Annotated in this window: 22 protein-coding genes and 1 pseudogene; 18 read left to right on the top strand and 5 right to left on the bottom strand. The window is 68.6% G+C overall.

All coding sequences use genetic code 11. The features are described 5' to 3' along the window. Positions 1 to 6 precede the first annotated feature (6 nt). Together HHL28_RS08715 and HHL28_RS08710 are read left to right on the top strand one after the other, a co-directional pair. On the top strand, positions 7 to 765 hold the full coding sequence (locus HHL28_RS08715) for an ABC transporter ATP-binding protein (protein WP_404326838.1): 759 nt from the start codon (positions 7 to 9) through the stop codon (positions 763 to 765). Then, on the top strand, positions 765 to 1,553 hold the full coding sequence (locus HHL28_RS08710; protein ID WP_075768790.1) for an ABC transporter permease: 789 nt from the start codon (positions 765 to 767) through the stop codon (positions 1,551 to 1,553). Before HHL28_RS08715 ends, HHL28_RS08710 begins: the two co-directional genes overlap by 1 nt. On the opposite strand, the gene HHL28_RS08705 is transcribed toward HHL28_RS08710, so the two are convergent. Continuing rightward, positions 1,550 to 2,065: an adenine phosphoribosyltransferase gene (locus HHL28_RS08705; protein WP_075768791.1), complete on the bottom strand. Its 516-nt coding sequence runs from the start codon at positions 2,063 to 2,065 to the stop codon at positions 1,550 to 1,552. The genes HHL28_RS08710 and HHL28_RS08705 overlap by 4 nt on opposite strands. A gap of 178 nt (positions 2,066 to 2,243) precedes the next feature. Here HHL28_RS08705 and HHL28_RS08700 point away from each other — a divergent pair, with 178 nt between their 5' ends. The 6 genes from HHL28_RS08700 to HHL28_RS08675 all read left to right on the top strand — a co-directional run bounded on the left by HHL28_RS08700 (position 2,244) and on the right by HHL28_RS08675 (position 7,845). Continuing rightward, positions 2,244 to 3,380, top strand: a complete 1,137-nt coding sequence (locus HHL28_RS08700) for an ABC transporter permease (protein WP_169654991.1) — start codon at positions 2,244 to 2,246, stop codon at positions 3,378 to 3,380. A gap of 4 nt (positions 3,381 to 3,384) precedes the next feature. After that, positions 3,385 to 4,188 carry an ABC transporter ATP-binding protein gene (locus tag HHL28_RS08695; RefSeq protein ID WP_075768792.1) on the top strand — a complete coding sequence of 268 codons (804 nt, stop codon included), beginning with the start codon at positions 3,385 to 3,387 and terminating at the stop codon, positions 4,186 to 4,188. Positions 4,189 to 4,195: 7 nt separating this feature from the next. Continuing rightward, positions 4,196 to 5,155 (top strand): MlaD family protein, encoded by a 960-nt coding sequence (locus HHL28_RS08690; RefSeq protein ID WP_075768793.1) that lies wholly within the window; start codon positions 4,196 to 4,198, stop codon positions 5,153 to 5,155. Next, on the top strand, positions 5,152 to 5,829 hold the full coding sequence (locus tag HHL28_RS08685) for an ABC-type transport auxiliary lipoprotein family protein (RefSeq protein ID WP_075768794.1): 678 nt from the start codon (positions 5,152 to 5,154) through the stop codon (positions 5,827 to 5,829). The genes HHL28_RS08690 and HHL28_RS08685 overlap by 4 nt, the downstream gene beginning before the upstream one ends. Positions 5,830 to 5,853: 24 nt before the next feature. After that, on the top strand, positions 5,854 to 6,870 hold the full coding sequence (locus HHL28_RS08680) for a TAXI family TRAP transporter solute-binding subunit (protein WP_075768795.1): 1,017 nt from the start codon (positions 5,854 to 5,856) through the stop codon (positions 6,868 to 6,870). A gap of 228 nt (positions 6,871 to 7,098) precedes the next feature. Next, on the top strand, positions 7,099 to 7,845 hold the full coding sequence (locus HHL28_RS08675; protein WP_075768796.1) for a DUF6969 family protein: 747 nt from the start codon (positions 7,099 to 7,101) through the stop codon (positions 7,843 to 7,845). A gap of 3 nt (positions 7,846 to 7,848) precedes the next feature. Here the strand turns inward: HHL28_RS08675 and HHL28_RS08670 are convergent, their stop codons facing one another. Further along, positions 7,849 to 8,850 (bottom strand): hypothetical protein, encoded by a 1,002-nt coding sequence (locus tag HHL28_RS08670; RefSeq protein ID WP_083698737.1) that lies wholly within the window; start codon positions 8,848 to 8,850, stop codon positions 7,849 to 7,851. A 271-nt stretch (positions 8,851 to 9,121) separates the two neighbouring features. Here HHL28_RS08670 and HHL28_RS08665 point away from each other — a divergent pair, with 271 nt between their 5' ends. From HHL28_RS08665 to parC, 6 genes and pseudogenes are all read left to right on the top strand, one after another. Next, a complete protein-coding gene (locus HHL28_RS08665) occupies positions 9,122 to 10,129 on the top strand; it encodes a glycosyltransferase family 2 protein (RefSeq protein WP_075768797.1) in 1,008 nt (335 codons plus the stop codon). A gap of 131 nt (positions 10,130 to 10,260) precedes the next feature. After that, complete coding sequence (locus HHL28_RS08660) at positions 10,261 to 11,367, top strand: DUF2336 domain-containing protein (protein ID WP_075768798.1); 1,107 nt, start codon at positions 10,261 to 10,263, stop codon at positions 11,365 to 11,367. 108 nt (positions 11,368 to 11,475) lie between these two features. Further along, positions 11,476 to 12,231: a DUF2383 domain-containing protein gene (locus HHL28_RS08655; protein WP_075768799.1), complete on the top strand. Its 756-nt coding sequence runs from the start codon at positions 11,476 to 11,478 to the stop codon at positions 12,229 to 12,231. A gap of 19 nt (positions 12,232 to 12,250) precedes the next feature. Then, positions 12,251 to 13,225, top strand: a complete 975-nt coding sequence (locus HHL28_RS08650) for a YihY/virulence factor BrkB family protein (protein ID WP_075768800.1) — start codon at positions 12,251 to 12,253, stop codon at positions 13,223 to 13,225. A 319-nt stretch (positions 13,226 to 13,544) separates the two neighbouring features. Beyond that, positions 13,545 to 14,302: pseudogene (gene recO / locus HHL28_RS08645) on the top strand (DNA repair protein RecO). Beyond that, complete coding sequence (parC, locus tag HHL28_RS08640; protein WP_075768802.1) at positions 14,299 to 16,566, top strand: DNA topoisomerase IV subunit A; 2,268 nt, start codon at positions 14,299 to 14,301, stop codon at positions 16,564 to 16,566. The pseudogene recO and the gene parC overlap by 4 nt, the downstream one beginning before the upstream one ends. Before the next feature lie 138 nt (positions 16,567 to 16,704). Here the strand turns inward: parC and HHL28_RS08635 are convergent, their stop codons facing one another. Beyond that, the gene (locus tag HHL28_RS08635) at positions 16,705 to 19,200 is read right to left on the bottom strand and encodes an esterase-like activity of phytase family protein (protein ID WP_075768803.1); all 2,496 of its coding nucleotides are present in this window, start codon (positions 19,198 to 19,200) and stop codon (positions 16,705 to 16,707) included. Positions 19,201 to 19,407: 207 nt separating this feature from the next. Beyond that, entirely contained in the window at positions 19,408 to 19,866 is a 459-nt protein-coding gene (locus HHL28_RS08630; protein ID WP_075768804.1) for a spore coat protein U domain-containing protein, read from the bottom strand. A 471-nt stretch (positions 19,867 to 20,337) separates the two neighbouring features. Here HHL28_RS08630 and cimA point away from each other — a divergent pair, with 471 nt between their 5' ends. Both cimA and HHL28_RS08620 read left to right on the top strand, forming a co-directional pair. After that, positions 20,338 to 21,954 carry a citramalate synthase gene (cimA, locus tag HHL28_RS08625; RefSeq protein ID WP_075768805.1) on the top strand — a complete coding sequence of 539 codons (1,617 nt, stop codon included), beginning with the start codon at positions 20,338 to 20,340 and terminating at the stop codon, positions 21,952 to 21,954. Between the two features lie 36 nt (positions 21,955 to 21,990). Next, positions 21,991 to 22,797: an RNA methyltransferase gene (locus HHL28_RS08620; RefSeq protein WP_075768806.1), complete on the top strand. Its 807-nt coding sequence runs from the start codon at positions 21,991 to 21,993 to the stop codon at positions 22,795 to 22,797. 243 nt (positions 22,798 to 23,040) lie between these two features. Here the strand turns inward: HHL28_RS08620 and HHL28_RS08615 are convergent, their stop codons facing one another. Beyond that, complete coding sequence (locus HHL28_RS08615) at positions 23,041 to 24,228, bottom strand: hypothetical protein (RefSeq protein WP_075768807.1); 1,188 nt, start codon at positions 24,226 to 24,228, stop codon at positions 23,041 to 23,043. 345 nt (positions 24,229 to 24,573) lie between these two features. Between HHL28_RS08615 and rpsD the strand changes: the two genes are divergently transcribed. Together rpsD and HHL28_RS08605 are read left to right on the top strand one after the other, a co-directional pair. Next, positions 24,574 to 25,188 (top strand): 30S ribosomal protein S4, encoded by a 615-nt coding sequence (rpsD, locus tag HHL28_RS08610; protein WP_075768808.1) that lies wholly within the window; start codon positions 24,574 to 24,576, stop codon positions 25,186 to 25,188. Positions 25,189 to 25,321: 133 nt separating this feature from the next. After that, complete coding sequence (locus HHL28_RS08605; protein ID WP_075768809.1) at positions 25,322 to 26,215, top strand: alpha/beta fold hydrolase; 894 nt, start codon at positions 25,322 to 25,324, stop codon at positions 26,213 to 26,215. The last annotated feature ends 1 nt before the right edge of the window (position 26,216 follow it).

Genomic DNA, 26,216 nt, shown 5'->3' with positions numbered 1-26,216 from the left:
GCCATCGTGCCGGACCTGCTCACCGTCAGCGGCCTGACCCTGGCCTATCCCGGCGGCACCCGCGCCCTGGACGGGGTGGATCTACGGTTGGGGGAGGGGGAATTCCTCAGCCTGGTCGGCCCGTCCGGCTGCGGGAAGAGCACCCTGCTGCGCATCATCGCCGGCCTGCTGGCGCCCACCTCCGGCACCCTGTCCTGGGGGCGCAGGCCGGGGCGGGGCGGCATCGGCTTCGTCTTCCAGGAACCCACACTGATGCCCTGGGCCCGGGTGGCGGCCAACGTCCGGCTGCCCCTGGACTTGGCCGGCGTGCCGCAGGCAGAGGCGGATGCGCGTGTAGCCGAGCAGTTGGCCCGGGTCGGACTTTTCGAATTCGAAAGTGCGTTTCCGCGCGAACTCTCCGGCGGCATGCGGATGCGGGTGGCCCTGGCCCGGGCCCTGGTGACCAAGCCCGCCCTGCTGCTGCTGGACGAACCCTTCGCCGCCTTGGATGAGATCACCCGCTTCAAGCTGAACGACGACCTGCTGGCCCTCTGGCGGGCGGAGGGGTTCACGGCGGTGTTCGTGACCCACAGCGTGTTCGAGAGCGTCTACCTCTCCAGCCGCGTCGCCATCATGTCCGCCCGCCCCGGCCGGGTGGTGGCGGACATCCCCATCCCCCTGGCCCACCCCCGCACGGCGGCCTTGCGCACGCAAGCCGACTACGGCGCCCTGTGCCGCGACGTCTCCGCCGCCCTGGCCAGGGCCATGGGGCAGGAGGCTGCGTGATGGTGGCGGGGCGGATCGCGCGGGCGCTGGTGCCCCTCGCCCTCGGCGCGGCGGTGCTGGGCTTCTGGGAATGGGCGGTGCGGGCCTGGGAAGTGCCGCCCTTCGTCCTGCCGCCGCCCTCATCAATCGCAACGGCCCTGGCCAGCGACTGGCGCATCCTGGCCGACAGCACTTGGCTGACCCTGACCATCACGTTGCAGGCCTTTTGCCTCGCCGTCGTCAGCGGCGTGGCCCTGGCCATGCTGTTCGCGCAGAGCCGGTTGCTGGCCGCCGCCCTCTATCCCTATGCCGTCGTGCTCCAGGTCACGCCCATCGTCGCCATCGCGCCGCTGGTCATCATCTGGGTGGGGTATGAGCGGGTGAACCTCGCCTTGCTGATCCTGGCCTGGGTGGTGGCCTTCTTTCCCATCCTGTCGAACACCACCCTGGGCCTGGCGGCGGTGGACCCCAACCTGCGCGACCTGTTCCGCCTCTACGGCGCCAGCCGCTGGCAGGTGGTGTGGCGGCTCCAGTTCCCCTCCGCCTTGCCCTACATCCTGGCCGGCATGAAGGTGTCCGGCGGCCTCGCCCTCATCGGGGCCGTGGTGGCGGAGTTCGTGGCCGGCAGCGGCACCGCCTCGGGCTTGGCGTGGCGGATCATCGAGTCCGGCAACCGCCTGAACATCCCCCGCCTGTTCGCCGCCCTGTTCCTGCTGGCCGCCCTGGGTGTGATGATCTTCGCCCTGCTGTCCTGGGTCCAGAAGCGCCTGCTGGGCCGCTGGCACGAGAGCGAGGTGGGGCGGCCTTAGCTCTCGTACCGCACCAGACTCGTCACCGGCACGTCGAGTCGCTTCCGGCCTTCCAGGAAGTCCAGCTCCATGACGAAGGCGGCGGCGCGCACGTCGGCGCCGGCGATGCGCAGCAGGTGGATGGCGGCGGCCATGGTGCCGCCGGTGGCCAGCAGGTCGTCCAGCACCACCACCCGCTGGCCATGCTGGATGGCATCCTTCTGGATCTCCACCGTGTCGCTGCCGTACTCCAGCTCATAGGTGAAGCGGATCGTCTCCCCCGGCAGCTTGCCCTTCTTCCGCACCATGACGAAGCCGATCTCCAGCGCGACGGCAAGGGGGGCGGCGGTCAGGAAGCCGCGGGACTCGATGCCCACCAGCAGGTCGGGCTTGTGCGGCCGTACCGCGTCGGCCAACTGCTCCACCGTGGCCTTCCAGGCGGGGCCATGGGCCAGCAGGGTGGAGATGTCGTAGAACAGGATGCCCGGCTTGGGGAAGTCGGGAACGGTGCGGATATGCTGGCGGAGGTCCATGGCGGGCTTTCGCGTCGTGGGCCGGCAGTTGTCCTGCCGGCGGTGCAACGGCATCTTACGGGGGAAGGGTCCGGGCGCGCCACATCGCGCACACCCCCTCCGTTTGGTGTGCCGCTGTTGACCGCTCCGCCGGGCTCATGTCAAGTGGCCCGGACCGATTGTGCGCCGCGGGAAGGACATGGCTGGCGAGACCGGCAGCATCAGCATGGCCTGGGAGGCCGACCAGTGGGTCCTGGCCGCCGCCGGGCGCTGGGACCTGGCGGCTGTCGCCATGCTGGAACCACGCCTGCGCACGGCCGACCCGGGCCGGTCGGGTGCCAATGTCTGCCTGGACCTGTCCGACCTGTCCGCCCTGGACACGGCCGGGTCCCTGTTGATCGACCGCCTGATCCGCCGCCTGCGGGACCAGGGGCACAATGTCGCCGTGGTCGGCGCCCGGCCCGACCTGTGCCACCTGTTGAAGGAGGTGCAGCGTGCCGCGCGCTTGGACTGCGCCCAGCCCCCGCCGCACAAGCCGGCCCTCGACCTGGTCCAGCGCACGGGTAAGGCCACCATCGGCGCCCTGCAATCCGGGGCGGAGCTGCTGAGTTTCCTGGGCCTCGTCACCGTCACCCTCTTGCGGCTGCTGCGACGGCCCGGGCGCATCCGCCTGACCAGCTTCGCCTTCCACCTGGAGCAGGTGGGCCTGAACGCGCTGCCGATCGTCGGGCTCCTGTCCTTCCTGATCGGCGTCGTCCTGGCCTACCAGGGGGCGGACCAGCTCCGCCGTTTCGGGGCGGAGATCTATGTGGTCAACCTGCTGGGCATCGGCGTCCTGCGGGAAATCGGCATCTTGATGACCTCCATCATCGTGGCCGGCCGGTCGGGCAGCGCCTTCACCGCCCAGATCGGCACCATGAAGGTGAACCAGGAAGTGGACGCCATGCGCGTCCTGGGCCTGGACCCGGTGGAGATGCTGGTCCTGCCCCGCATGCTGGCGCTGATGGTGGCCCTGCCGCTGTTGGGCTTCTACGCCGGCATCGTGGCCCTGTTCGGCGGCGCGGTGATGGCGTACTTCTACCTGGACATCACCTTCGGCCAGTTCCTGCGGCAGATGCAGTTGGCCGTGCCGGTGGAGCATTTGTTCGTCGGCCTGTCCAAGGCGCCGGTGTTCGCGATGGTGATCTCCCTCGTCGGCTGCTACGAAGGCCTGCGCGTCAGCGGCAGCGCGGAGAGCGTGGGCCTGCTGACCACCCGCTCGGTGGTGGTGTCCATCTTCCTGGTGATCGTCATCGATGCGTTCTTCTCCGTCCTTTTCTCCTACCTCGGGGTCTGAGGCCATGGGCCCGGCCGACAGCGCGCCGCCCGTGATCCGGGTGCGGGGCCTGCACACCCGCTTCGGCGCCCAGGTGGTGCATGCCGGGGTGGACCTGGACGTGCGCAAGGGGGAGGTGCTGGGCCTGGTGGGCGGCTCCGGCACCGGGAAGTCCGTGCTGCTGAAGCAGATCGTCGGCCTGCTGCGCCCCAGCGCCGGCAGCATCGAGGTGCTGGGCAAGGACGCGCTGAACCTATCCGACCGGGACCGGCTGAACCTCCAATCCCGCTGGGGCCTGCTGTTCCAGGACGGCGCGCTGTTCAGCAGCCTGACGGTGCTGGAGAACATCAAGGTGCCGTTGCAGGAGCACACGACCCTGCCGCCGGACCTGATCGAGGACATCGCCCGGGTGAAGGTGGGGATGGTGGGCCTCGCCCCCGACGCGGCGGCCAAGTACCCGTCCCAGCTGTCGGGCGGCATGCGCAAGCGCGCCGGCCTCGCCCGCGCCCTGGCGCTGGACCCGGAAATCCTGTTCCTGGATGAACCCACGGCCGGGCTGGACCCCATCGGCGCCGCCGCCTTCGACGAGCTGATCGGCAGCCTGCAGAAGAGCCTGGGCCTCACCGTCTTCATGGTGACCCACGACCTCGACAGCCTTTATGCAATCTGCGACCGTATCGCTGTTCTGATCGACAAACGGCTGATCGTGGGCACCATCGATTCGCTGCTCCAGGAGACGCATCCCTGGATCAAGGACTATTTCCACGGGCCCCGCGGGCGTGCCGCGGTCGCCGCCCATGGCGGCGCGGCAGATTCCAGGGAAGGGTAGGACAGGGATGGAGACACGGGCCAGCTATACCCTGGTCGGGGCGTTCGTCCTCGCCCTGGCGGCGGCGTTGTTCGTCTTCGTGGTCTGGCTGGCGCGGGTCCAGCTCAACGAGGACCGGCAGGCCTATTACATCAACTTCACCGGCTCGGTGACCGGCCTCGTCACCGGCAGCCCGGTGCGCTACCGCGGCGTGGCCGTGGGCACGGTCGGCGACATCCGCATCAACCCGGAGAATGTGGAGGAGGTGCGCGTCACCGTCGAGGTCCCGCGCGACACCCCCATCAAGACCGACGCCATCGCCAGCCTGGAACCGGTGGGCGTCACCGGCGGCGTGTATGTGGAGATCGCCGGCGGCTCGCAAGCGGCACCCCTGCTGCGGGAGCAGGTGTCCGGCATCCCGGTGATCAAGTCGCGGCCCAGCTCCATCGCCTCCCTGCTGGACCGGGCGCCGGAGGTCTTCGCCAACCTGATCACCATCTCCAGCCGCCTGTCGGAACTGCTGGACGACAAGAACCAGCAATCCATCTCCACCCTGCTTGCCAACCTCGCCGACGCCAGCGCCGGGGCGAACGCCACGCTGGACAACACCAACAAGCTGATCGTCGACCTGCGCGGGCAGCTCGCCACCTTGGGTGGGGAGGCGCAGGTCCTGCTGAAGACCGCGAACCAGACCGTGGGTTCCGTCGGCAAGGACGCCACGGCCATTTCCGGGGAGCTTGCCGACACCACGAAGGAGCTGAAGAAGCTCACCCAATCCCTGGTGAAGACATCGAACGAGTTGCAGGCCCTGATCGCCGAGAACCGGGAGCCCATCCGCGACTTCACCAACACCGGCCTTTATGATTTCAGCCAGTTGCTGGTCCACCTTCAGGACCTGGCGGCCAAGCTCTCCCGCGTCACCGGGCGGCTGGAGCGTGACCCGTCGGAACTGATCTTCGGCGGCAGCGAAGGCGTGGAGGTGAAATGACCCCGACCCCCAGACTGTCCCGGCGTGGCCTGCTGGCCGCCGCCGCGGCCCTGCCGCTTGCCGGCTGCAACGCGACCCGCCTGCTGGACGCCGGCCGCCCGCCGAACCTGTACACCCTGACCCCGGCGCGGGAGTTCTCCGCCGGCCTGCCGCGGGTGCCCTGGCAGTTGCTGGTGGAGACGCCGCTCTCCAACACCGCCATCAATACCACCCGCATCGCCTTGGGGCAGGACGGGAACCGCATCACCTATTTCGCCGATGCCAACTGGATCGACACGGCGCCGGAAATGGTCCAGCTCCTGCTGGTGGAGTCGCTGGAGAACAGCAACCGCATCGTCGCTGTGGGGATCGAGGCCTCGGGCCTCCGGTCCGACTTCGTGCTGAAGACAGACCTGCGGGACTTCGCGGCGGACTATGGCGCCGGCGCGCCTGGCACTGGCATCCCCGCGGCCATGGTCCGGATCAATGCCAAGCTGGTGCGCATGCCCCGCCGCACCATCGTCGCCAGCGACACCTTCGAGGCGCAGGTGCCCGCCGCGGGCCCGAACTTCGCCCAGGTGATCCAGGCCTTCGACACGGCGCTGGAAACGGTACTCCGCCGGGTCGTGGAGTGGACGCTGCGCCAGGGTGCCGCCAACACCGACCTCGACCCGCTGGCCACCGCGTCCCGCTGACCTTACCCCAGAGCGCTCCCGCACATGTCCTTCCCCCCGTTCGCCCCGGCCCGTCGCCTCGGCATCCTGGCCGCCAGCCTCGCCTTCCTGGCTTTCCCGGCGGCCGCCCAGACGAAGCCGTCGGCCCCCGACCCCGCGCCGGCCCCGGCGAGGGCACCCGTCGTCCTGGGGACGGGAGCCGTCACCGGCCTCTATTACCCCGTCGGCGGCGCCCTCTGTCGGGTGATGAACGATGAGGTCGGGCGCAACGGCCCCCGCTGCCTGGTGGAGGCGACGGAGGGTTCTGTCGAAAACCTCACCGCCCTGCGCGCCGGCTTGCTGGATTTCGCCCTGGTGCAGTCGGACTGGCAGTACCAAGCCCTGAAGGGGGAGGGGCGCTTCGCCGCCGCCGGCCCCTTCGCCGACCTGCGCGCCGTCATGTCCCTGCATGCGGAGACGCTGACCATCCTGGCCCGCCCGGAGGCCGGCGTGACCGGGCCGGAAGCGCTGGCGGGAAAGCGGGTCAGCCTGGGGCCGAAGGGCTCCGCCCTGCGCGGCTTGGCGGAGACGGTGCTTGCCGCCGCCGGGGCCGGCAAGTTCGCGGAGACACAAGACCTGCCCTCGCCAGAGGCGGTGGCTGCCCTTTGCGAGGGGCGGGTGGACGTGGCCGTCTTCGCCGTGGGCCATCCCAACGGTGCCATCCGCGACGCGGTGACCGACTGTGGCGCCGTGCCGGTTCCCCTGGCTGGCGATGCCATGCGCAAGCTGCTGGCGGAGCGGCCCTGGTTCGTCACCACCCGGATCCCGGCGCGCCTATATCCCGGCATCGACACGGACATCCCCACGGTGGGCCTGATCGCGACGTTGGTCACGACGGCCAAGGCGGACGAATCGTTGGTGCACGCCCTGGTGAAGGCCGTGCTGGACGAGTTCGACACGCTACGCGGGGAGCATCCCGCCCTGGAAGGCTTGCAGGTGGACACGCTGGCCAACCTTGGCCGCTCCGCCCCGCTGCACCCTGGCGCCGTCGCGGCGTTGAAGGAGGCCGGGCTGGCGCCGTGAGGTGGTTTATGCGCGCCTCAATCGCCGGCGCCGCATCCGCGGCTTGGCTTCGCCCGCATGGGCGGGCGCGGCGGCGGCTACCGCCGGAGCGTGTCGCCAGGCAGCGGGAACACGCCCTGCTGGGACAATCTGTCCGCAGGATGGACAGGGGTTTGCATTTCCCATGGCCCCACCTACCTTAGGGGCTTGTGCGTCCCGCAGGCGGGCGGGCGCCCCGGGGCACCTGGCATGATCGACCTTGAGCTGCTGCCGCAGGAAGAGCTGGAAGCCCTGTCCGATGCCGGGCGGGAGGTGATGCTGTGCACCCGCGTCCTGGCGAAGACCGGCGACACCATGGTGGGGGAGCTGCTGCGCGGCGCCGGCCCCTTCTATGAATGGCGCCATTACCCCAGCAACGACGTCTACGACCCGGAATACCACGCCCAGTACTATTACCATGCCCATCCGCCGGAGGAGCGGGTGGACGGGGAGCATGGTCATTTCCACACGTTCCTGCGCCCCCTGGGCATGCCGGAGGGGGTGAAGCCCCTGGACTTGCCGGACCTGAAGCCGGACCCCGACGGGAATGACGCCCTCTGCCACCTGGTCGGCATCTCCATGGACAAGGCCGGCCGCCCCATCCGTCTGTTCACCACCAACCGCTGGGTGACGGGGGAGACCTGGTACGCGGCGGCGGATGCGGTCCGCATGCTGGACGGCTTCGTCATCGACCACGCCCGCCCGTCCTGGCCCCTGAACCGCTGGATCACCGCCCTGATGCGGCTGTACCGGCCCCTGGTCGTCCAGCTGCTCCAGCAGCGGGACGCCACCATCGCCCAATGGCAGCAGGACCACCCCGACACCAACGCCTATGAGGACCGGGCGCTGGAGGTCACGTCTGAGGCCTATGTGTCGGTGGAGGAGCACATCTCCCGCGTGGAACTGGCCATGCGCCGCCTGCGCCGCCGCCAGCGGGAAAAGCGCGGCGTCGCGTGACCCTCAGGCCGGCAGCTTCGGGGCGCTGCCTGAGAAGCGCTGCGCGATCCGCCGCATCTTGAACCACGCCTTCCTGTGCAGCGGCCGGTAATAGCCGCGCCGCAGATTGTCCAGGTCGGACAGCCGGTCCGGGATCATCACCGGGAAATGCTTCAGCGGGAACCGCATGTGCCCCGCCAGGTCATTGATCCCTGGGATCACGTCCTTGGTCAGGGTGGCGTCGTCACCGAAGCCGATGTTGCTCACCAGATGGCAGGTGGGCTTGACCACCAGCCCATTGGCCGCCCAGCAGGCGAGCTGGAAACGGTAGGCCCAGGAATTCAGCCGGTCCGCCGCCAGCAGGTCCAGGGTGGAGGTCCAGAACCGGGCCGCCGCCCGGTCGTTGAACAGGTCCATCAACCTGTCTTCCCGCCGCATCTGGGGCCAGGCCGACATCTCCATGTCGAAATGTTGCCAGGACCGTCGCCAGCCCGCCCAGCCCCAACTGGCGAAGAGGTTGGAATAGAAATAGCTGTAATCCTTGTTGCGCCGTGACCCCGCCACCGACGTGCGGCCACAGATGGCGAAGACGCGGGGGTCGTCCCGGTAGCGCTCCAGCAGTTCCGCGCAGAATCGGAAGAAGGTGGGGCTGGCGATGCAGTCATCCTCCAGGATGATGGCCTCTTCCACCGCCGCGAAGACCTTCGACAGGCCGGATGCCACCCGGTGCCGTGTCCCCAGGTTCGTGTCGGCGAAGTCGGTGAGCACCTCGCACGGCCAGTCCACCCGGTCGATGACGGCGCGGGCCGCGGCACAGCGGGCGGGGTCGGTGGGGTGCCCCGGGCGTGGCCCGTCGGCGATGACGTACAGCTGCCTGGGCCGGACAGCGGCGATAGCCTCAAGGGTCCTGGCCGTCGCCTCCGGCCGGTTGAACAGGATCAGGACGACGGGGACCTCAAGCGCCGGGAAGGCGCCGGGGTAGGGCGTGGTTCGCGGCTGAACGGCGGCGGTGGTCTCGACCAGCATGATACCCCCTTTTTGGGGCGCGATCCGGCCCGGCAGGTGCGGGTCGTGATGCGATGCACTATCGCCGTTCCAGCGATTGAGTAAAAACCAAGCAAAGGCACGAGTCGGAGAATTTCAGGCCTAACCCGGCTGTGACCCTTTCGGGCCTACGCAAGAAGAGGGGGGATTGGCCGGATGCGCCGCGGAGTGGAAGGGACCTGTCTTGTTATCATTGTGCACAGCAAAAGTCCGATGATTGCGCGTCCCGACTTCGGGAAACAGGAGCACCGCCGTGGCGATTCCCACCAGTGACCCGACATCGTGCGTTGGGCCGGACGTGGACATCATCATCCTGTCCTATAATCGTACCCAGGATACCATCGCCGCGGTGGAGAGCGCCCTTGCCCAGCAGGGGGTGGCGCCGACGGTCATCCTGTTCGACCAGAACAGCACGGCGGACTGCATCGACACCATCCAGGCCCGCTTCGCCGACGAACCGCGCGTTCGCATTCACCGTTCCCCGCGGAATCTGGGCGTGGCCGGTGGGCGCAACGCCGCCACGCGGCTGGGCAGCTCCCGCTACGTGGTGGCCTTGGACAACGATGCCATCTTCGAGCATGAGGACACGGTGGCCCTGGCCGTCGGCGCGCTGGAGAAGGACGCTACCCTGGCCGTCGTGGCCTTCAGAGTGATGAACTACTTCAACGGCGAGGATGACTGGCAGTCCTGGTGCTATCCGGCCGCCCTGAAGCCCCAGGCCGCCTTCGGTTTCGAGGCCACCCAGTACTGCGGATGCAGCCACGCCATCCGCCGCGCCGCCTTCGAGCAGGTGGGCGGCTATGATGAGAGCCTGTTCTTCCTGGGCGAGGAGAAGGACCTGTCCTACCGGCTGATCAACGCCGGCTACCGGCTGCGCTACCTGGCCACCGCCGTGGTGCGGCACAAGGTGCAACCGGAGAAGCGGGTGGCGTGGACGGGCGGGCGCTATTTCTACGCCGTCCGCAACAGCCTTTACATGGAGTACAAGTTCGGCACCTCCGCCGCGACCCTTGCCATGTCCGCCGCCGCCTGGACCCTGAAGGGCGCCTACAACGGGCTGGTGTTCAGCGCCCTGCGCGGCGTGGCTGCCAGCGTGGGCCTGGCCGCCCGTTACCGCCAGGCCGGCCGCAACCCCTATTACCGCTTGGCCCCCACGACCCGACAGCAGATCCAGGTGCTGGAAAAGGTCACGCCGGAGCCGTTGGGCCGCAAAATCCGGCGCCAGTTCGTGAAGCTGTCCGGCCACCGCGACACGGCCTGAGCACAAGTACAGGCCCCGTCCCCTCATTGACCGCTTTTTGCCGTTCGCAAAACGGATGCTCCTGGACTAAATAGAAGGGAGTAGCCGGGCCGACGCGCGATCCCGGCCCCGAGGGAGGATGCGTCCATCCCATGTCAGAGAGTTTGAGCAAGCAGGACGTCCAGCGCCTGCTGCAAGACCCGTCCCCCACCACCCGGGCCGAGATGGCCGGGAAGGTCGCGAGCCATTTCGGCGCGCAGGGCCTCTCCCCGTCCGAACGGGTCTTGGCAGAGGACATCGTCCGCATCCTGGCGCGTGACGTCGCGACCCAGGTGCGTGCGGCCCTGGCCGACAGCCTGAAATCCAACCCCAACCTGCCCCGCGACGTGGCCCTGTCCATGGCGCGGGACGTGGAGCAGGTCTCGCTCCCCTTCATCGAGGTCAGCACCGTCCTGACCGACTGCGACCTCGTTGAGATCATCCGCACCGGCTCCTCCGACAAGCAGGCGGCGGTGGCCAAGCGCGCCGAGGTGTCGGAGGCGGTGGCCGGCGTGTTGGTGGAGACTGGCTCGGAAAAGGCGGTCGCCGCCCTGATGGGGAACGAGTCGGCCAAGGTGACCGAGTCGCAGATGGGCCGCGCCCTGGACCGCTTCGCGGGCAGCGAGTCGGTGGCCGGCCCCATGGTCAACCGGGCCAAGCTGCCGGTGACGGTGGCGGAGCGGCTGGTCGCCCTGGTGTCGGAGCAGCTCAAGGAACGGCTCGTCGCCAAGCATGAGCTGCCGGCGGACATGGCCACGGACATCGTCCTGCAAACGCGGGAGAAGGCGACCTACGGCCTCGTCGGCGGGGCGGGGGAGGCGGAGCTGGAAAAGCTCGTCACCCAGCTCAAGCGCGGGAACCGGCTGACCCCGTCGCTGATGGTCCGGGCGCTCTGCATGGGCGACGTGCCCTTCTTCGAGATGGCCATGGCCCAGCTCGGCGGCGTGCCGTTGGTGAACAGCCGGTTGCTGATCCATGACGCGGGCAAGATGGGCATGAAGTCCCTGTTCGACCGCACCGGCCTGCCGCCCAAGCTCTACCCGGCCATGCGCATCGCCCTGGACGTGGCCAGCGAGACGGAGTTCGACGGCGGCGACCGCGACCTGGAGCGGCACCGTCGCCGCATGCTGGAGCGCATCCTGACCCAGTTCGAGGAACTGGCCAGCGACGACATCGACTACCTGCTGGAAAAGCTGTCGGACCTGACCGCGGCGGCGTGAGGGCCTGGCATCGCCCGCCTTTCCACGCCGCGGGGTCCGCCGGGCGGAACCCAAGGAATCCCTTCCCTGTTGTCCCTGTCCGACGAACGGAACAGGGGATCAACGGCGATGGCGTCGGCAGACCAGGACTCGAACCGCACCGGCTCGCGCCCCCATGACATCCACGAGGACATCGAGGCCATCCGCGCCCGGCTGAACAGCCGCATGGCCGACCTCGACCGCCGTCTGCGCCCGGCCAACGTCGCCCGCGACGGGCTTGAGATGCTGCGCAGCATGGCGGAGGGGCGGCCCCATCCCGTGGGCGACGCGATCCGCCGGAACCCCTTGCCCCTGCTGCTGATGGGGGCCGGGCTCGCCTGGATGCTGATCGAGATCGGGCGTGGCGACCGCGGCGGCAAGGAACTGACCCTCACCGCCACGCCGGTGGAAACCGACATCGCCGACCTGCTGGCCGACCTGACGGGCATCGCCCGCCAAGCCACCAAGGCCCTGCGCCAAGCCGGCGCCTCGTTGCCGGAGGGGCGGGTGCGCACCGTGCTGCGCCTGGCGGCGGAGGAGCGGGGCACCACGGCCAAACTGCTCCAGGCCGAGTCGGAGCGGCTGGGCTTCGGCTCCATCCATGGCCACGCCCCCACCGGCGACTGGGTGAAGCTCTGGCAGAAGGTGGAGGAGCTGGTCGGCAGCAACGACGAGGCCGCCATCCTCCGCGCCGTGGACAAGGCGGAGGAGGAGACCCTGGCCCGATTCCGCTCTGCCCTGCGCCGCCCCTTGCCGGACGATGTCCGCATCGCCCTGGGCGGCCGCTACCACGAGGTGGAGCGCACCCACGCCCGCCTGCATGCCTTTCGCGAGGCGACCGCCTGAACCCGAGGGGAGCCTTAGCATGTCGCATACCGGGACCGCAGACGACCACAGCCGTGGCCGCCACGCCGACACCCCGACACAGATCCCGGCCAAAGGTTGGTGGGATATCCTGAAGCGGACCTGGAGCGAGTCGAGCCGCGACAACATCAGCATCGTCGCGGCGGGGGTGGCCTTCCTGAGCCTGCTGGCCATCTTCCCGGCCATGTCGGCAACCATCGCCATCTATGGCCTTGTGGCCGACCCCGCCAGCATCCCGGAACACGTCAACAGCCTGTCCGGCGTGCTGCCGCCGGATGGGTTGCAGGTGCTCCAGGGCCAGTTGCAGAACCTGGCCTCCCAGAACAGCGGCGCCCTCAGCTTCGGCCTCGTCTCCAGCCTGGTGCTGGCCCTGTGGAGTGCGGCCGGCGGCATCAAGTCCATGATGTCCGCCCTGAACATCGCCTATGACGAGGAGGAGAAGCGCAGTTTCCTCAAGTTCACCGCCACGGCCCTGACCCTGACCCTGGGCGCCATCATGCTGCTGGTCGTGACCATCGGCATCGTCATCGCCGTGCCCGCCGCCCTGCACTTCATCGGGCTGGGGCAGGTGGTGGAGTGGGCGGTGCGCATCCTGCGCTGGCCCCTGCTGGGCGCGGCACTGATCCTGGCCCTGGCCGTGCTCTACCGCTACGGCCCCTGCCGGGCCACGCCGAAATGGCGGTGGATCACCTGGGGTGCCGCCGCGGCCACGCTGCTCTGGCTGGCCGGCTCCATCGCCTTCTCCATCTACATCTCCAAGTTCGCCGACTACAACGCCACCTACGGCTCCCTGGGGGCTGGCATCATCCTGCTGCTCTGGCTCTACCTCGGCGCCTACGCCGTGCTGCTGGGGGCGGAGCTGGACGCGGAGATGGAGCACCAGACCAAGAAGGACACCACCACGGGCCCGGAGAAGCCCATGGGCGAACGCAGCGCCTTCGTCGCCGACACGGTCGGGGAAGCGCAGACGAAGTAAGAACCTGAGCAAGTGCCGGCCACGCTTGGCTTAAGGCTGAACGCCGCTCCTGCGTTCCCTCTCCCAGGGGGAGAGGGACAGGGTGAGGGGTGGTGCGATCAGGACAGCAGACTCCTATTTGCAGGTTTCCCTTTCCGGAAATGTCCTAACCCCTCTCCCTGTCCCTCCCCCTCAGGGGGAGGGGACGCTTCGATGCCGTTCGACCTATCTGGCAACGAGCTCAACTGAAGACGCCGCCCACCATCACGCTGGCCCCCACGGTTGCTCTGTTCTACTATCGTTCCCATATAAGGGCCGGGAACGGTGGAGGGCGCTGCACATGGAAGGCTGGGTCGATGAGGGCATCCTCCTCTCCGCCAAGCCCCATGGGGAAACGGCGGCTCTGGCCGTGCTGCTGACCCGCGGCCATGGCCGCCATGTCGGGCTTGTGCATGGCGGGCAGGGGTCGCGGCAGCGCCCGCTGCTCCAGCCCGGCAACCTGCTCCAGGCCTCCTGGAAGGCCCGCCTTTCCGACCAGCTCGGCCATTACGCGCTGGAGATGGCGAAGGCCCACGCCGCCGCCGTGATGGACGACCCAACCCGTTTGGCCGCCCTGTCCGCGGCTTGCGCCCTGGTTGACGCCATCCTGCCGGAGCGGGAACCGCACCCCGCCTTGTATGACGCCACCTCCTCCCTGCTGCGCAGCCTGCCCACCGACTTTTGGGGGAGGTCTATGTGCGGTGGGAGCTGGGCCTGCTGGAGGAGGCCGGGTTCGGCCTGGACCTGTCGGTCTGCGCCAGCACCGGCCAGCCCCCGTCGGGCAACGACTACCTCGCCTATGTCAGCCCCCGCACCGGCCGCGCCGTCAGCCTGACGGCCGGTGAACCCTTCAAGGACAAGCTCCTGGCCCTGCCCGGCTTCCTGGTGGGGCAGTCGGCTGGCGGTGCGCGGGAGGTGGCGCAAGGCCTGGCCCTGACCGGGCATTTCCTGGACCGCCACGTCTTCGCCCAACGGCATGCGGAGATGCCGCCGGCCCGCACGCGATTCGTAGAACGCTATACCCGCACGCACACCACATCTGGTACAAACCCGGCATGACTGACGCCGCACTCGAGATCCTGGACAAGCGCCTCGCCGAAGCCCTGGGCGAGCGGTACCTGTCCTACGCCCTGTCCACCATCGTCTCCCGCTCGCTGCCGGACGTGCGCGACGGGTTGAAGCCGGTGCACAGGCGGCTGCTGTTCGCCATGAGCCAGCTGAAGCTGGACCCCAGCACGCCGCCCAAGAAATGCGCCCGCGTGGTGGGTGACGTGATCGGCAAGTTCCACCCCCACGGCGACCAGTCCGTCTATGACGCGCTGGTGCGCCTGGCCCAAGACTTCGCCGCCCGGTATCCGCTGGTGGAGGGGCAGGGCAACTTCGGCAACATCGACGGCGATAACCCGGCGGCGATGCGCTACACCGAGGCCAAGATGACGGAGGTGGCGAAGGCCATGCTCTCCGGCATCGACGACGACGCGGTGGATTTCCGCCCCACCTATGACGGGGAGCAGGAGGAGCCGGTCGTCCTGCCGGCGGCCTTCCCGAACCTGCTGGCCAATGGCTCTGCCGGCATCGCCGTGGGCATGGCCACCAGCATCCCGCCCCACAATGTGGGGGAGATCTGCGGTGCCCTGAACCTGATCATCGAGCGGGAACTGCTGCCCGTCCCGGAGAAACGCCGGCCGGTGACGGTGGACGAGCTGGTACAGTGGATCCCAGGCCCCGACTTCCCCACTGGCGGCGTGCTGGTGGAGAGCAAGGATGTCATCCGCGAATCCTACCGCACCGGCCGTGGCTCCTTCCGCCTGCGCGCCAAGTGGCACAAGGAGCCGCTGGGGCAGGGCACCTGGCAGGTGGTGGTCACGGAGATCCCATACCAAGTCGGCAAGTCCAAGCTGATCGAGAAGATGGCCGACCTGCTGGCGGAGCGGAAGCTGCCGCTGGTGGAAGACATCAAGGAGGAATCGGCGGAAGACGTCCGGCTGGTCATCGTGCCGAAGAGCCGGAACGTGGACCCGGCCGTGATGATGGAACAGGTGTTCCGCAACACGGACCTGGAGACCCGCTTCAGCCTGAACATGAACGTGCTGGATGGCGGCCTGGTGCCGCGCGTCATGACCCTGCACGAGGTGCTGCGCGCCTTCCTGGACCACCGGCAGGAGGTGCTGATCCGCCGCTCCCGCCACCGGCTGGCCCAGATCGACCATCGGCTGGAGGTGCTGGCGGGTTACCTGATCGCCTACCTGAACATCGATGAGGTGATCCGGATCATCCGCGAGGAGGATGAGCCGAAGAAGGAGATGATGGCCCGCTTCGGCCTGACCGACGTGCAGGCCGAGGCCATCCTGAACATGCGCCTGCGCTCCTTGCGCAAGCTCGAGGAATTCGAGATCAAGAAGGAGCACGATGCCCTGACCAAGGAGCGGGAGGGCCTGCAAGCCCTGCTGGAGGATGAGCGCAAGCGCTGGAAGTCCATCTCCAAGGAAGTGGCGGAGATGGACAAGAAGTTCGGCCGCTCTACCGCGTTGGGGGAGCGCCGGACGGAGATCGCGGACGCCCCGGCCGACATCGCCGTGCCGGTGGAGGCCCTGATCGAGCGGGAGCCGATCACCGTGTTCCTGTCGGAAAAGGGCTGGATCCGCGCCGTCTCCAAGCACCTGACCCCGGCCGAGGCCGCGGAGGCCAAGTACAAGGAGGGCGACAAGGAGAAGTTCGTCCTGCATGCGGAGACGACGGACAAGATCCTGCTCTTCGCCAGCACGGGCAAGTTCTACACCCTGTCCGCCGACAAGCTGCCCCGCGGCCGCGGCTTCGGGGAACCGGTACGGCTGATGGTGGACCTGGCCGACGCCGAGATCATCCATGTGCTGCGCCACCGCCCGGGCCAGAAGCTGATAGTCGCCGCCACCGACGGCCGCGGCTTCCAGGTGGAGGCGGACGAGGTCGTGGCCCAGACCCGCGCCGGCAAGCAGGTGCTGAACGTGGGCGATGAGGGCTCCAGGGCCATGCTGGCCATACCGGTGGAGGGCGACACGGTGGCCGTCATCGGCAACAACCGCAAGCTCCTGGTCTTCCCGCTGGAACAGCTCCCCGTCATGGCCCGCGGCAAGGGTGTGGCGCTCCAGAAATACAAGGACGCCAGCCTGTCCGACCTGATGGTCTTCAAGCTGGCCGACGGCATCTCCTGGACCATGGGCGGCACGGCTGGCAAGACCCGCACGGTGGCCCAGCCGGAACTGAACGCCTGGATCGCCGACCGCGGCACCCCTGGCAAGATGGCCCCCAACGGCTTCCCGAAGGACAACAAGTTCCAGGACTGACCGTAGGTCGGATTAGGCGCGGACGCGCCGTAATCCGACGGTCCAAGGGCCGCGGTTGCGTCGGATTACGCTTCGCTAATCCGACCTACAAACGAAGACCCCCGCCGCTCCCGGCGGGGGTCTTGCCTTTCAGCCCTGTCAGAACCCGACCCGCAGGGCGGCGCCCACGGCCAGGTCCGGGTCGTCGCCGCGGGCGAACAGGGTCTCCCCGTTCACCAGCAGGGTCACGCCCTGGCTGACCGCCAGGCCCAGGCCGGCGCCCACGCGCCAGCCGCTGTCGTCCGGCGCCGCCAACAGGGCGGTCTGGCTGCCCAGCGGGCTGGTGCGGCGGGTGGACAGGACGGTGGTGTAGGACCGGGTGTCATCCTTCGACACGTCGGCCTGGTAGCCGGCGCGCAATTCCGGCACCAGGGCCATGCCACCGCCCAGATCGACGCTGGTCGACAGGTGGCCGCCCAGGTTCAGGGTGGTCTGCTTCACCGTCTGGCCGGGATGGTCCAGGTTCAGGTGGATGGCACTGCCCTCGTTCCAGGCGTCCAGCTTCAGCCGGTCGTATTTCACGCCCAGCACCGGGCCGAAGCGCCAGCCACCCGACTCCAGCACGCTGCCCAGCTCCACCGCGACGGAATGGCCGGTGCCCTCCGTCTCACCCGTGGCGGTCAGGCCATAGGCAAAGCTGTTGCGGCGGATGCCGTCCAGCTTCACGTCCACATAGCGATAGCTGACATCGGCGTAGAAGCCGCCCGGCAGGGCCAGGGTGGCATAGGGGCCCACGCCCCAGCTCTTGCCCCGCGCCTCGCCCAGATCGCCGAAGTCACCATCCATGTCGGCATAGCCGAAACCGACGCCGACCCGCAGCGTGTCGGTGACGGCATAATCGGCCCCCGCGCCCAGGCTCCACCCCTCCGGCTTGGACAGGCGGCTGGCGGAGTCGCTACGGTCCGCGCTGGCCCAGTCGCCCCCGGCGGCCAGGTCGAAGCTCCCCTGCTTGCGGTTGCCCGCGAAGCCGCCACGGATGGCCTGGGTGCGGCCGGTCTGGTCGGCCGCCGCCGCGCGCTGGCTGGACAGGCCCGTCTCCATCAGCGCCTGGCCCAGCAGGCCGCCGGTCAGTTGCTGGCTCTCGCTGGCCAGCGGGTCCACATAGGTGGGCAGGGTCAGCCGGTAGGCCAGCAGCATGGTGTCGTTCTCGACACCCGACGCGTCCCGATAGGCGGCGCCGGCCTGGAAGCCGTCCTGGGTCACGAAGTCGTTGTCGTTGCCCACGAACAGGAAGAAGTCGTCCGGCCGCGCCGCGTCCAGGGCCGGGGCCAGGGTCAGCGCCTCCCACTTTTCCGACAGGCACTGGGTGCGGCAGTTGGGGTTGTTGGCGGCACCGTTGACCAGGCCGAACTTGGCCAGCTGGGCCGCATCGTTCATGTCCACGAAGCTGGCGAACTGCACCGGGGTGATGCTGGCCGCCAGCACGCCATTGGGGGCGATGGGCGTGCCCGGCGTGTCATAGGCCGTGCCGGCGATGTTGGTGGCGCCGCTGATGTCGATCAGGTCGATGCGGCGGTAGAAGCTGGTGGGGCTGCTGTTCGGGGTGGCGCCGCTGCCATAGCCGTTGCCGTCGCGGGACAGCAGCAGGAACTGGGAATTGTTCAGGGCCAGCAGCTCGCTCTGCGCCGCCACACGGTTCAGGGGGCCGGCGGGGTTGCCGTTGTTGTTGTACTGGGGCAGCTGGATCACCCACTCGCCCTTCAGCACCGGGCTGCTGGGGTTGCTCACGTCATAGGACAGCAGCCTGGTGTTCCGGCGGCTGGTGTTGACGCTGGACCCGTTCAGGTCCTGGAAGGCGGCGGATTGCAGGGCCACGAACAGGGTCTTGCCGTCGGCGGACAGGCTCAGCCCCTCGAAGCCCTGGTTGTTCTGGCGGCCGGTGGTCGGGTTGGCCGGCGTGCCCTCCGCGGCGGCGAAGTTGTCCACCCCGGCGCGCTTGGGGATCAGGGCCTCGGGCGGGCGGATGGCGGACAGAAGCTGGCCGGACGCGCTGAACCGGTAGATGTAGGCACCGTACTCGTCACTGACCCACAGGCTGCCGTCCCGGGTGCGCACGATGGCCTCCGGGTCCAGGGCCAGCCGACCATTCCCCGCCTTGGGCAGGTTGGGCAGGCCGTTCGCCGCCGGGCGATAGGTCAGGGCCGTACCGTTGGTGCCGGGGTCGAAGCCGGTGAAGGGCGTGCCCGTATTGTCCGTGAACAGGATCGTGTCCCGCAGGGTCAGCCCGATCTGGTTCTGGGCCGTGGCGGAGGCACCGGTGAAGGGCGCGAAGGTCAGGTCCACCACATTGTAGCGCGGGATGTAGTTGGTGGTGGCGTTCACGTTGTAACCACGGTCCGGCAGGGTATAGAGCGTGGCGGCATAGCTGCCGTCGGCCCGCCGGGTCCAGGTCCGCAGGTCGATCTGCATGCCGGAGATGGACCCGAAGGTCTCCCCGAACTTGTCCTTCAGGTTGGCGGCCATCCGGCCCACGCCCTGCAGGCCCTGGTTGGTGAAGGTGGTGCCGTTCAGGGTGGTGGTGGACTGGGCCAGCACCGGCAGGGCCAGGGTGGACAGCGCGGTCGCCAGCAACAGGCCGCGGAACGATGATGCCATGGTGATTTCCCCGATCCTTCGTGAGGCTATTCTTTCGGGGTAGGCTGATACAGCCGCCGCGTGACGGCGGCGTTTCATCGGCATGTCAGGATTGTTGCGGTACGGCCCTGGCCGGTCCGTTTCCTTGGGCAGAATGGTCGCAGGGGCCGGAAGCGCGAAACCCCCGCCGGGAGGGCTCCCGGCGGGGGTTCCGTGCCTTGCCTGCGCTTACTTCGCGGCGATGGTCACGGTGACGGTGTCGGCGTATTCGCCGGCGATGTACTGGGCGCTGGCGGGGATGGTGACCTTCAGGTCCGCCTTGCGGCCAAACTGGGCAGTGGCGCGGTCGATCACCATCTGGCCGCCCAGGTTGCCGGACTGGCTCTCATACGCGACCTGGTAGTCGATGGCGTTGTTGCCACTGCGCAGCTTGCCAGCGTTGGCGGAGGCGAGGGTGATCCGGTAGCCCTGGCCGGCGTTGCAGGTCTCGGTGACGGAGCCGACGGTCTTCTGGTTCTCACCACCGCTCAGGTTCAGGCTCTGGCCCAGGTCCTGGACCTGGATGGTGCAGCTCTGGGTGACGGAGCCCTTGAGCTGGATGTTGCCGGAGGTGTTGGCGGAGGCGGGGGCCGCGGCGGCGACGGTGGCGGCGGCGAGCAGGGCGGCGGTGGCGAAGGACTTGAACATCGTGGGCTCCATCGGTTCGGTTTGGCGTTTGCGCCTTGATGCCGAGGAGTAATGCAGATCCGGTGCCAACCCGGTTGGCACGGCTGAATTTAGGGAAATCAAGAATTTAGAAGAAAGCCGCTTTGATCTGGTGGTCCTTGCATTTTGCAGAAACTTAGAAAATGCAAATGTTTTTGCACTATGCATGCGGAATGCAATGATCCTGTTGCCGCGCGCGGGACGGGCGTGGCACGGGTAGGCTGGCAGCAGAGTGTGGGGGCAGGGCGCAGGGTCTGATACTTCCGGGCAGTTGCCTCCCGCGGCTGGTGGGTCTCTGCGACACACCCTCGCAATGCACATGCCGTTTACAAAATCCGGCCCGGACCCGAGCCCTCCGCAACCCGGCCATCCCCGGCCGCACCCCACAAGCCGGTTGATCCGGCCAGCCCGCTCGGCCATTGTCGCAACGCTGTTGCGTGAAGGTGTGCGTTCATGAACGAAAGTAACCGGGTTTACCTGTACGACACGACCCTGCGGGACGGTGCCCAGACCTCCGGCGTGGATTTCACGGTGGCGGACAAGGCCGCCATCGCGCGGGAGCTGGACACCCTGGGCATTGATTACGTCGAGGGCGGCTGGCCCGGCGCGAACCCCACGGACGACGCCTTCTTCGCCGACGCGCCCAACCTGTCCCGCGCCCGCTTCACCGCCTTCGGCATGACAAGGCGCCCCGGCCGCAGCGCCGCCAATGACCCCGGCCTGAACGCCCTGCTGGACAGCGGCGCCCCCGCCGTCTGCATCGTGGGGAAGAGCTGGGACTTCCACGTGGACATGGCCCTGGGCATCACCCAGGCGGAGAACCTGTCCCTGATCCGCGACAGCATCGCCGCCATCGTCGCCCGGGGGCGGGAGGCGCTGTTCGACGCGGAGCATTTCTTCGACGGCTACAAGGCCAACCCCGACTTCACCCTGGCCTGCGCAAAGGCGGCCTATGAGGCCGGTGCCCGCTGGGTGGTGCTGTGCGACACCAATGGCGGCACCCTGCCGCATGAGGTGGAGGCCATCGTCACGGCGGTCGCCAAGTCGATCCCCGGCAGCCACTTGGGCATCCACTGCCACAACGACACGGAGAACGCGGTCGCCAACTCCCTGGCCGCCGTCCGGGCTGGGGCGCGCATGGTCCAGGGCACCCTGAACGGGCTGGGGGAGCGGTGCGGCAACGCCAACCTGGTCAGCCTGCTGCCCACCCTGGTGCTGAAGCTGGGGTATGAGACGGGCGTGGGGCCCGACGGGCTGAAGCGCCTCGTCCACGCCTCCCGCCTGCTGGATGAGCGGCTGAACCGCGCCCCCAACCGCCACGCGCCCTATGTGGGGGAGGCGGCATTCGCCCACAAGGGCGGGCTGCACGTCTCCGCCGTCGCCCGCGACCCCAGCAGCTATGAGCATTTGGACCCCGCCCTGGTGGGCAACCGCCGGCATGTGCTGGTGTCGGACCAGGCTGGCCGCTCCAACATCCTGTCCCGCCTGATGGAGGTGGGTATCACCCTGTCCCCCGACGACCCGCGCATCGGCCAGCTGGTGGACACGGTGAAGAGGCGGGAGTTCGAGGGCTACGCCTATGACGGGGCGGAAGCCGGGTTCGAGCTGTTGGCCCGCCGCGCGTTGGGGGAGGTACCGGACTATTTCCACCTGACCAGCTTCCGCGTGCTGGATGAGCGGCGCTGGAACGCCCGCGGCGAGTTGGTCACCATGTCGGAGGCCACCACCAAGCTGGAGGTGGCGGGCGAAAGCCTGATGACCGTGGCGGAGGGCAACGGCCCCGTGAACGCCCTGGACCAAGCCCTGCGCAAGGCCCTGATCCCCGCCTACCCGGCGCTGGAGGGCATGCGGCTGGTGGACTACAAGGTCCGCATCCTCACCCCCCAGGACGGCACCAAGGCCGTGACCCGGGTGATGATTGAGAGCGCGGATGCCACGGGCCATCGCTGGACCACGGTCGGCGTCTCCGCCAACGTCATCGACGCCAGCTTCAACGCCCTGTCGGACAGCATTACCTATTGCCTGTTCCGGGCCGGGGCGCGTATCGACAGCCGCACGGCGGCGGCCTGACCCTTACCCGCCGCCCAGCGGGAGAGTCGTCAGAGCATGTCCAGCGGCACCAACCGTCGCGAACTGGCCAAGGCGGATGCGGCGGGCATCGCCGCCGGCGGGCCGGTGGTGATCCTGATCCAGCCCCAGATGGGGGAGAATATCGGCGCCTGCGCCCGGGCCATGCTGAACTGCGGCCTCACAGAGCTGCGCCTGGTGGCGCCCCGCGACGGCTGGCCGAACGAGAAGGCCGTCTCCGCCAGCGCCGGCGCCACCGCCGTGCTGGACGGGGTGAAGGTCTTCGACACGACGGAGGCGGCGATATCCGACCTTCAGAAAATCTATTCGACCGCTGCCCGGGTGCGCGACCTGGTCAAGGACATCGTCACCCCGCGGGAGGCGGCGGCCGAGGTGCGTGCCCACATGGAGGCGGGCCGCCGCGTCGGCCTGATGTTCGGGCCGGAGCGCACGGGCTTGAACAATGACGACATTACCCTCAGCGACACCATGATCTCCGTGCCGCTGAACCCCGGCTTCTCCTCCCTCAACCTCGCCCAGGCGGTGCTGCTGGTGGCCTATGAGTGGTGGATGGCGGGGGAGGCGGGGGAGACGGAACCCCGCTACACCCATACCGGCGCCAGCCGCCCGGCCACGAAGGAAGAGCTGCACAACCTCTTCGTCCATCTGGAGGGGGAACTGGACCAGACCGGCTTCTACACCCACCCGGACAAGCGCCCCTCCATGATCCGCAACGTGCGCAACACGCTTCAGCGGGCGCACCTGACCGAACAGGAAATCCGCACCTTCCACGGCCTGATCGCCGCCCTGGTGGGCCGCAAGAAGCAGCGCACCCCGGGCGCTTAAGGGTTCAGGCACCCCGATATCACCAAGCCGAACGGTGCCCCTAGCGTCCCCTCCCCCAGTGGGGGAGGGACAGGGAGAGGGGTTGGGCTGTCTCCGGAAAGGGGAACCTGCGTACAGGGTCCTGCTGTCCTGCTCGCACCACCCCTCACCCTGTCCCTCTCCCGCCGGGAGAGGGGACGGTGCGGCTCCGTTCGACCTGATTCAGGCGAGCTTTCGCATTGGGAAAGGACGCTGACCCGTCCCTCAGCCCTGCTGCTGCTGCTGCACCGGCTGCGGCGCGCAGGGGGCCGGCTGGGCGTCGGGCAGGGGGGTGCCGTCCACCACTGCCGCGGGGGCCGAGGGCGGGCAGGGGATGGCAGCGGCGGCGCAGGGGGTTGACGCCATGGCCAAGGTCGGGCCCACCGGTGTCGGCAGGGTCCCGCCCTGCGGCTGGCTGTTGGTCGTGCCGGTGATGGAGGTGCGGATCTTCACCACCTTCTGCAACAGGTCGAACCAGAAGGGCGCGCCCAGGGACAGGGCGAAGCCGGTGATCAGCCAGCCCAGCACGAGGGTCACCCATCCCGTCGCGTCCCCAGGCGCCCCCTGGGACCAGCCCAGGGGCAGGGAGCCGACGCTGGTATAGGCTGATATGGCCGCCTGGGTCTGGCACTGGATGACCGCAGCGGCGGCATCGGTCTGCGCCTGCCCGCCGGTCGTGGCGACGGCGTCCGCCTTGCCGCACAGGCTGCCGCCCATGGGGCCGCTGATGGTCTGCTGCGCCGTGGTCACCGCCACCTCGCGGGCCACGTCATCCCGCCAGAGGTCCTCCACGATGTGGATGGTGCTGGCGTTCACCGCCACGGCCAGGACGAACCCGGCGGTCAGGTTGATGACGTGGACCTTGCGTTTGTACCAGCCGCCCACCCGGTCCATCATCTGGTCGTACCAGGCGGCGATGGCGTCCTCCGCCGCGATGGCCCGGCGCTGGGCATCGGCCAGGACCAGGCCCAGGCTCTTCCGCAACTCCCCATCCGGCAGCTTTGACACCAGCTCCTGCGCGTCGGCAAAGGTGAAGGCGGGGTCCCCTGGCGGCCTGGTCGCCCCTTCGGCCCCCGCCTGGGCTCCGTGAAGCACGTCCAGCAGGCTGATGGCGAAGACCCGGCTGGGGATGGCGCTGGGCGTGTCGCTGCCCTGGGCCAGGTTGTTGATGAGGGGGTGGGCCAGCACCTGGTCGGCCAAGCCGGCATAATTGCCCTGGTTCGGCGCGGCCCCGCTGCCGGCCTTCAGCTCCGTCCGCAGCAGCCAGGCCAACGCCGTGCGCAGCACCCCGGCCCGCAGCTTGAACGCGGCGGCAATGCTTTCCGTGATGGCGGTGACGACGATGCTCAGGACCAGATAGACCAGGACCAGCCCCAACGCCACGTCGATGATCTTCGACAAATCCACCGACATCCCCAACCCCCTCCCGCTTGTGCATAGGTCCGTTGCGACCGGTGCGAGTGTGCGTCAGCAGACCACCTAGACGGAAGGGGTAATCTTTAGGGTAGCTACCTGGCGCATGGCCGCCCCACAGCGCGGGCCGGGCGCGCAGGGTTTGACTCGGCCGCGCCGATCCGTATAGTGCCGCCCTCATTCCTGGGAAGGCGGGCGCGGCGTTCGGTGGCGTCCCGTCCCCGGTTTTGCCTTTTACCCTACGGGGGACAGGGCATCACGCGTGGGAACTACCGGGACAACAAGGGCCAGCCGAATGGCGGCCCCCATCAGAAACGGCCGCCCCCGGCGGCTGGTGGAGCAGCGATGAGCAAGCGTATCCAGGCCAAGTACAAGATCGACCGCCGCCTTGGCGTCAACCTCTGGGGCCGGGCCAAGTCCCCCATCAACAAGCGCGAGTACGGCCCCGGCCAGCACGGCCAGCGCCGCAAGAAGCCGTCCGACTTCGGCCTGCAGCTGATGGCCAAGCAGAAGCTGAAGGGCTACTACGGCAACATCGGTGAGAAGCAGTTCCGCCGCCTGTACCAGGAGGCCGTGCGCCGCAAGGGCGACAGCGGCGAGAACCTGATCCAGCTGCTGGAGCGCCGCCTGGACGCCGTGGTCTACCGCATGAAGTTCGCGCCGACCCCGTTCGCCGCGCGCCAGATCATCAACCACGGCCACATCAAGGTGAACGGCAAGCGCGTCAACATCCCGTCCTACATGATCAAGGACGGCGATGTGGTCGAGGTGCGTGAGAAGGCCAAGTCCTTCGCCCTGATCATGGAAGCCATCCAGTCCGGTGAGCGGGACTTCCCCGATTACATGACCGTGGACACCGGCAACTTCAAGGGCACCTTCCTGCGCGCCCCGGCCCTGTCCGACGTGCCGTACCCCACCCAGATGGAGCCGAACCTGGTGGTCGAGTTCTACTCCCGCTAAGGTTCCGGTCCCCTCAGGGACAGACGAAGGGCCGCTCCCCCGGGGGCGGCCCTTTTCGTTTTTCACCATCTGGTGCTTGACCAGACAACAACGGATATGGAACCTGAACCACCTTTCAAGTTCGGGGTGGCCCATGGTTGTCCGTTTCCTGTCCCGCCTGCTGGCGTCCCTGGCCCTGCTCTGGGCCCCCGCCACCCTCGCCAAGCCGGCGGAGTTCAAAAGCGACCGCATCAGCGTGGATGTGCGCGGCACCGGCCCGGACGTGGTGTTGATCCCCGGCACGGCCTCGTCGCCGGAGGTGTGGGAGAGCACGGTGGCCGCCCTGCCGGGCTACCGCTACCACCTGGTCCATGTGGCGGGCTTCGCCGGCAAGCCTGCCGGGGCCAACAGCGCCACGGGCCCCTTGCTGACCCCCGTGGCGGATGAGATCGCGCGATACGTCTCCACTGCGGGCCTGAAGCAGCCGGCCCTGGTCGGCCACTCCCTGGGCGGTACCCTGGCCATGCTGGTCGCCACCCGCAAGCCGGAGTCGGCGGGCAAGGTGATGGTGGTGGACATGCTGCCCTTCCTGGGCGTGCTGTTCGGCCCGCCCGGCACCACGGCCCAGAGCGTGGAACCCGTGGCCGCCCAACTCCGCGCCAAGACCGCCGCGTCCAGCGGGGACGACCGCCGCAAGGTGGTGGAGGCGACCATGGCTACCATGGTGACCTCGCCCGAGCTGCGCGCCGCCCCCATCGCCCACACCCTGGCCACCGACCCGGCCCTGTCCGGCCAGGCGCTGTACGAGCTGATCACCACCGACCTGCGCCCGGCCCTGAAGGACCTGAAGGCCCCCCTGACCGTCCTCTGGGTCCGCCCGCCCACCGTGCCGCTGACGGAGGAGCAGCTGGGCATGGTCTACAAGCTCTCCTACGCCACCGCCCCCCAGGCCCAGCTCAAGCACATCCCGAACAGCCTGCACTTCATCATGTTCGACCAGCCGGAGGCGTTCCGGAAGGAGCTGGGGGCGTTCCTGAAGGGGTCGTGAA

Source organism: Aerophototrophica crusticola, from assembly GCF_012913305.1.
GTDB classification, from domain to species: Bacteria; Pseudomonadota; Alphaproteobacteria; order Azospirillales; family Azospirillaceae; genus Niveispirillum; species Niveispirillum crusticola.
Note: the sequence above shows the minus strand (reverse complement) of the source record. Positions and strands in the feature narration are given on the sequence as shown.

Bases quoted from the DNA above. Each gene is read 5' to 3' on its own strand.
- parC (WP_075768802.1), top strand. From the start codon at position 14,299: ATGACTGACGCCGCACTCGAGATCCTGGACAAGCGCCTCGCCGAAGCC.
- HHL28_RS08670 (WP_083698737.1), bottom strand. From the start codon at position 8,850: ATGCTGGTCGAGACCACCGCCGCCGTTCAGCCGCGAACCACGCCCTAC.
- HHL28_RS08710 (WP_075768790.1), top strand. From the start codon at position 765: ATGGTGGCGGGGCGGATCGCGCGGGCGCTGGTGCCCCTCGCCCTCGGC.
- HHL28_RS08615 (WP_075768807.1), bottom strand. From the start codon at position 24,228: ATGTCGGTGGATTTGTCGAAGATCATCGACGTGGCGTTGGGGCTGGTC.
- HHL28_RS08605 (WP_075768809.1), top strand. From the start codon at position 25,322: ATGGTTGTCCGTTTCCTGTCCCGCCTGCTGGCGTCCCTGGCCCTGCTC.
- HHL28_RS08620 (WP_075768806.1), top strand. From the start codon at position 21,991: ATGTCCAGCGGCACCAACCGTCGCGAACTGGCCAAGGCGGATGCGGCG.
- HHL28_RS08685 (WP_075768794.1), top strand. From the start codon at position 5,152: ATGACCCCGACCCCCAGACTGTCCCGGCGTGGCCTGCTGGCCGCCGCC.
- HHL28_RS08630 (WP_075768804.1), bottom strand. From the start codon at position 19,866: ATGTTCAAGTCCTTCGCCACCGCCGCCCTGCTCGCCGCCGCCACCGTC.
- HHL28_RS08675 (WP_075768796.1), top strand. From the start codon at position 7,099: ATGATCGACCTTGAGCTGCTGCCGCAGGAAGAGCTGGAAGCCCTGTCC.
- HHL28_RS08655 (WP_075768799.1), top strand. From the start codon at position 11,476: ATGGCGTCGGCAGACCAGGACTCGAACCGCACCGGCTCGCGCCCCCAT.
- HHL28_RS08650 (WP_075768800.1), top strand. From the start codon at position 12,251: ATGTCGCATACCGGGACCGCAGACGACCACAGCCGTGGCCGCCACGCC.
- HHL28_RS08695 (WP_075768792.1), top strand. From the start codon at position 3,385: ATGGGCCCGGCCGACAGCGCGCCGCCCGTGATCCGGGTGCGGGGCCTG.
- HHL28_RS08680 (WP_075768795.1), top strand. From the start codon at position 5,854: ATGTCCTTCCCCCCGTTCGCCCCGGCCCGTCGCCTCGGCATCCTGGCC.
- HHL28_RS08660 (WP_075768798.1), top strand. From the start codon at position 10,261: ATGTCAGAGAGTTTGAGCAAGCAGGACGTCCAGCGCCTGCTGCAAGAC.
- HHL28_RS08705 (WP_075768791.1), bottom strand. From the start codon at position 2,065: ATGGACCTCCGCCAGCATATCCGCACCGTTCCCGACTTCCCCAAGCCG.
- HHL28_RS08690 (WP_075768793.1), top strand. From the start codon at position 4,196: ATGGAGACACGGGCCAGCTATACCCTGGTCGGGGCGTTCGTCCTCGCC.
- rpsD (WP_075768808.1), top strand. From the start codon at position 24,574: ATGAGCAAGCGTATCCAGGCCAAGTACAAGATCGACCGCCGCCTTGGC.
- HHL28_RS08635 (WP_075768803.1), bottom strand. From the start codon at position 19,200: ATGGCATCATCGTTCCGCGGCCTGTTGCTGGCGACCGCGCTGTCCACC.
- HHL28_RS08700 (WP_169654991.1), top strand. From the start codon at position 2,244: ATGGCTGGCGAGACCGGCAGCATCAGCATGGCCTGGGAGGCCGACCAG.
- cimA (WP_075768805.1), top strand. From the start codon at position 20,338: ATGAACGAAAGTAACCGGGTTTACCTGTACGACACGACCCTGCGGGAC.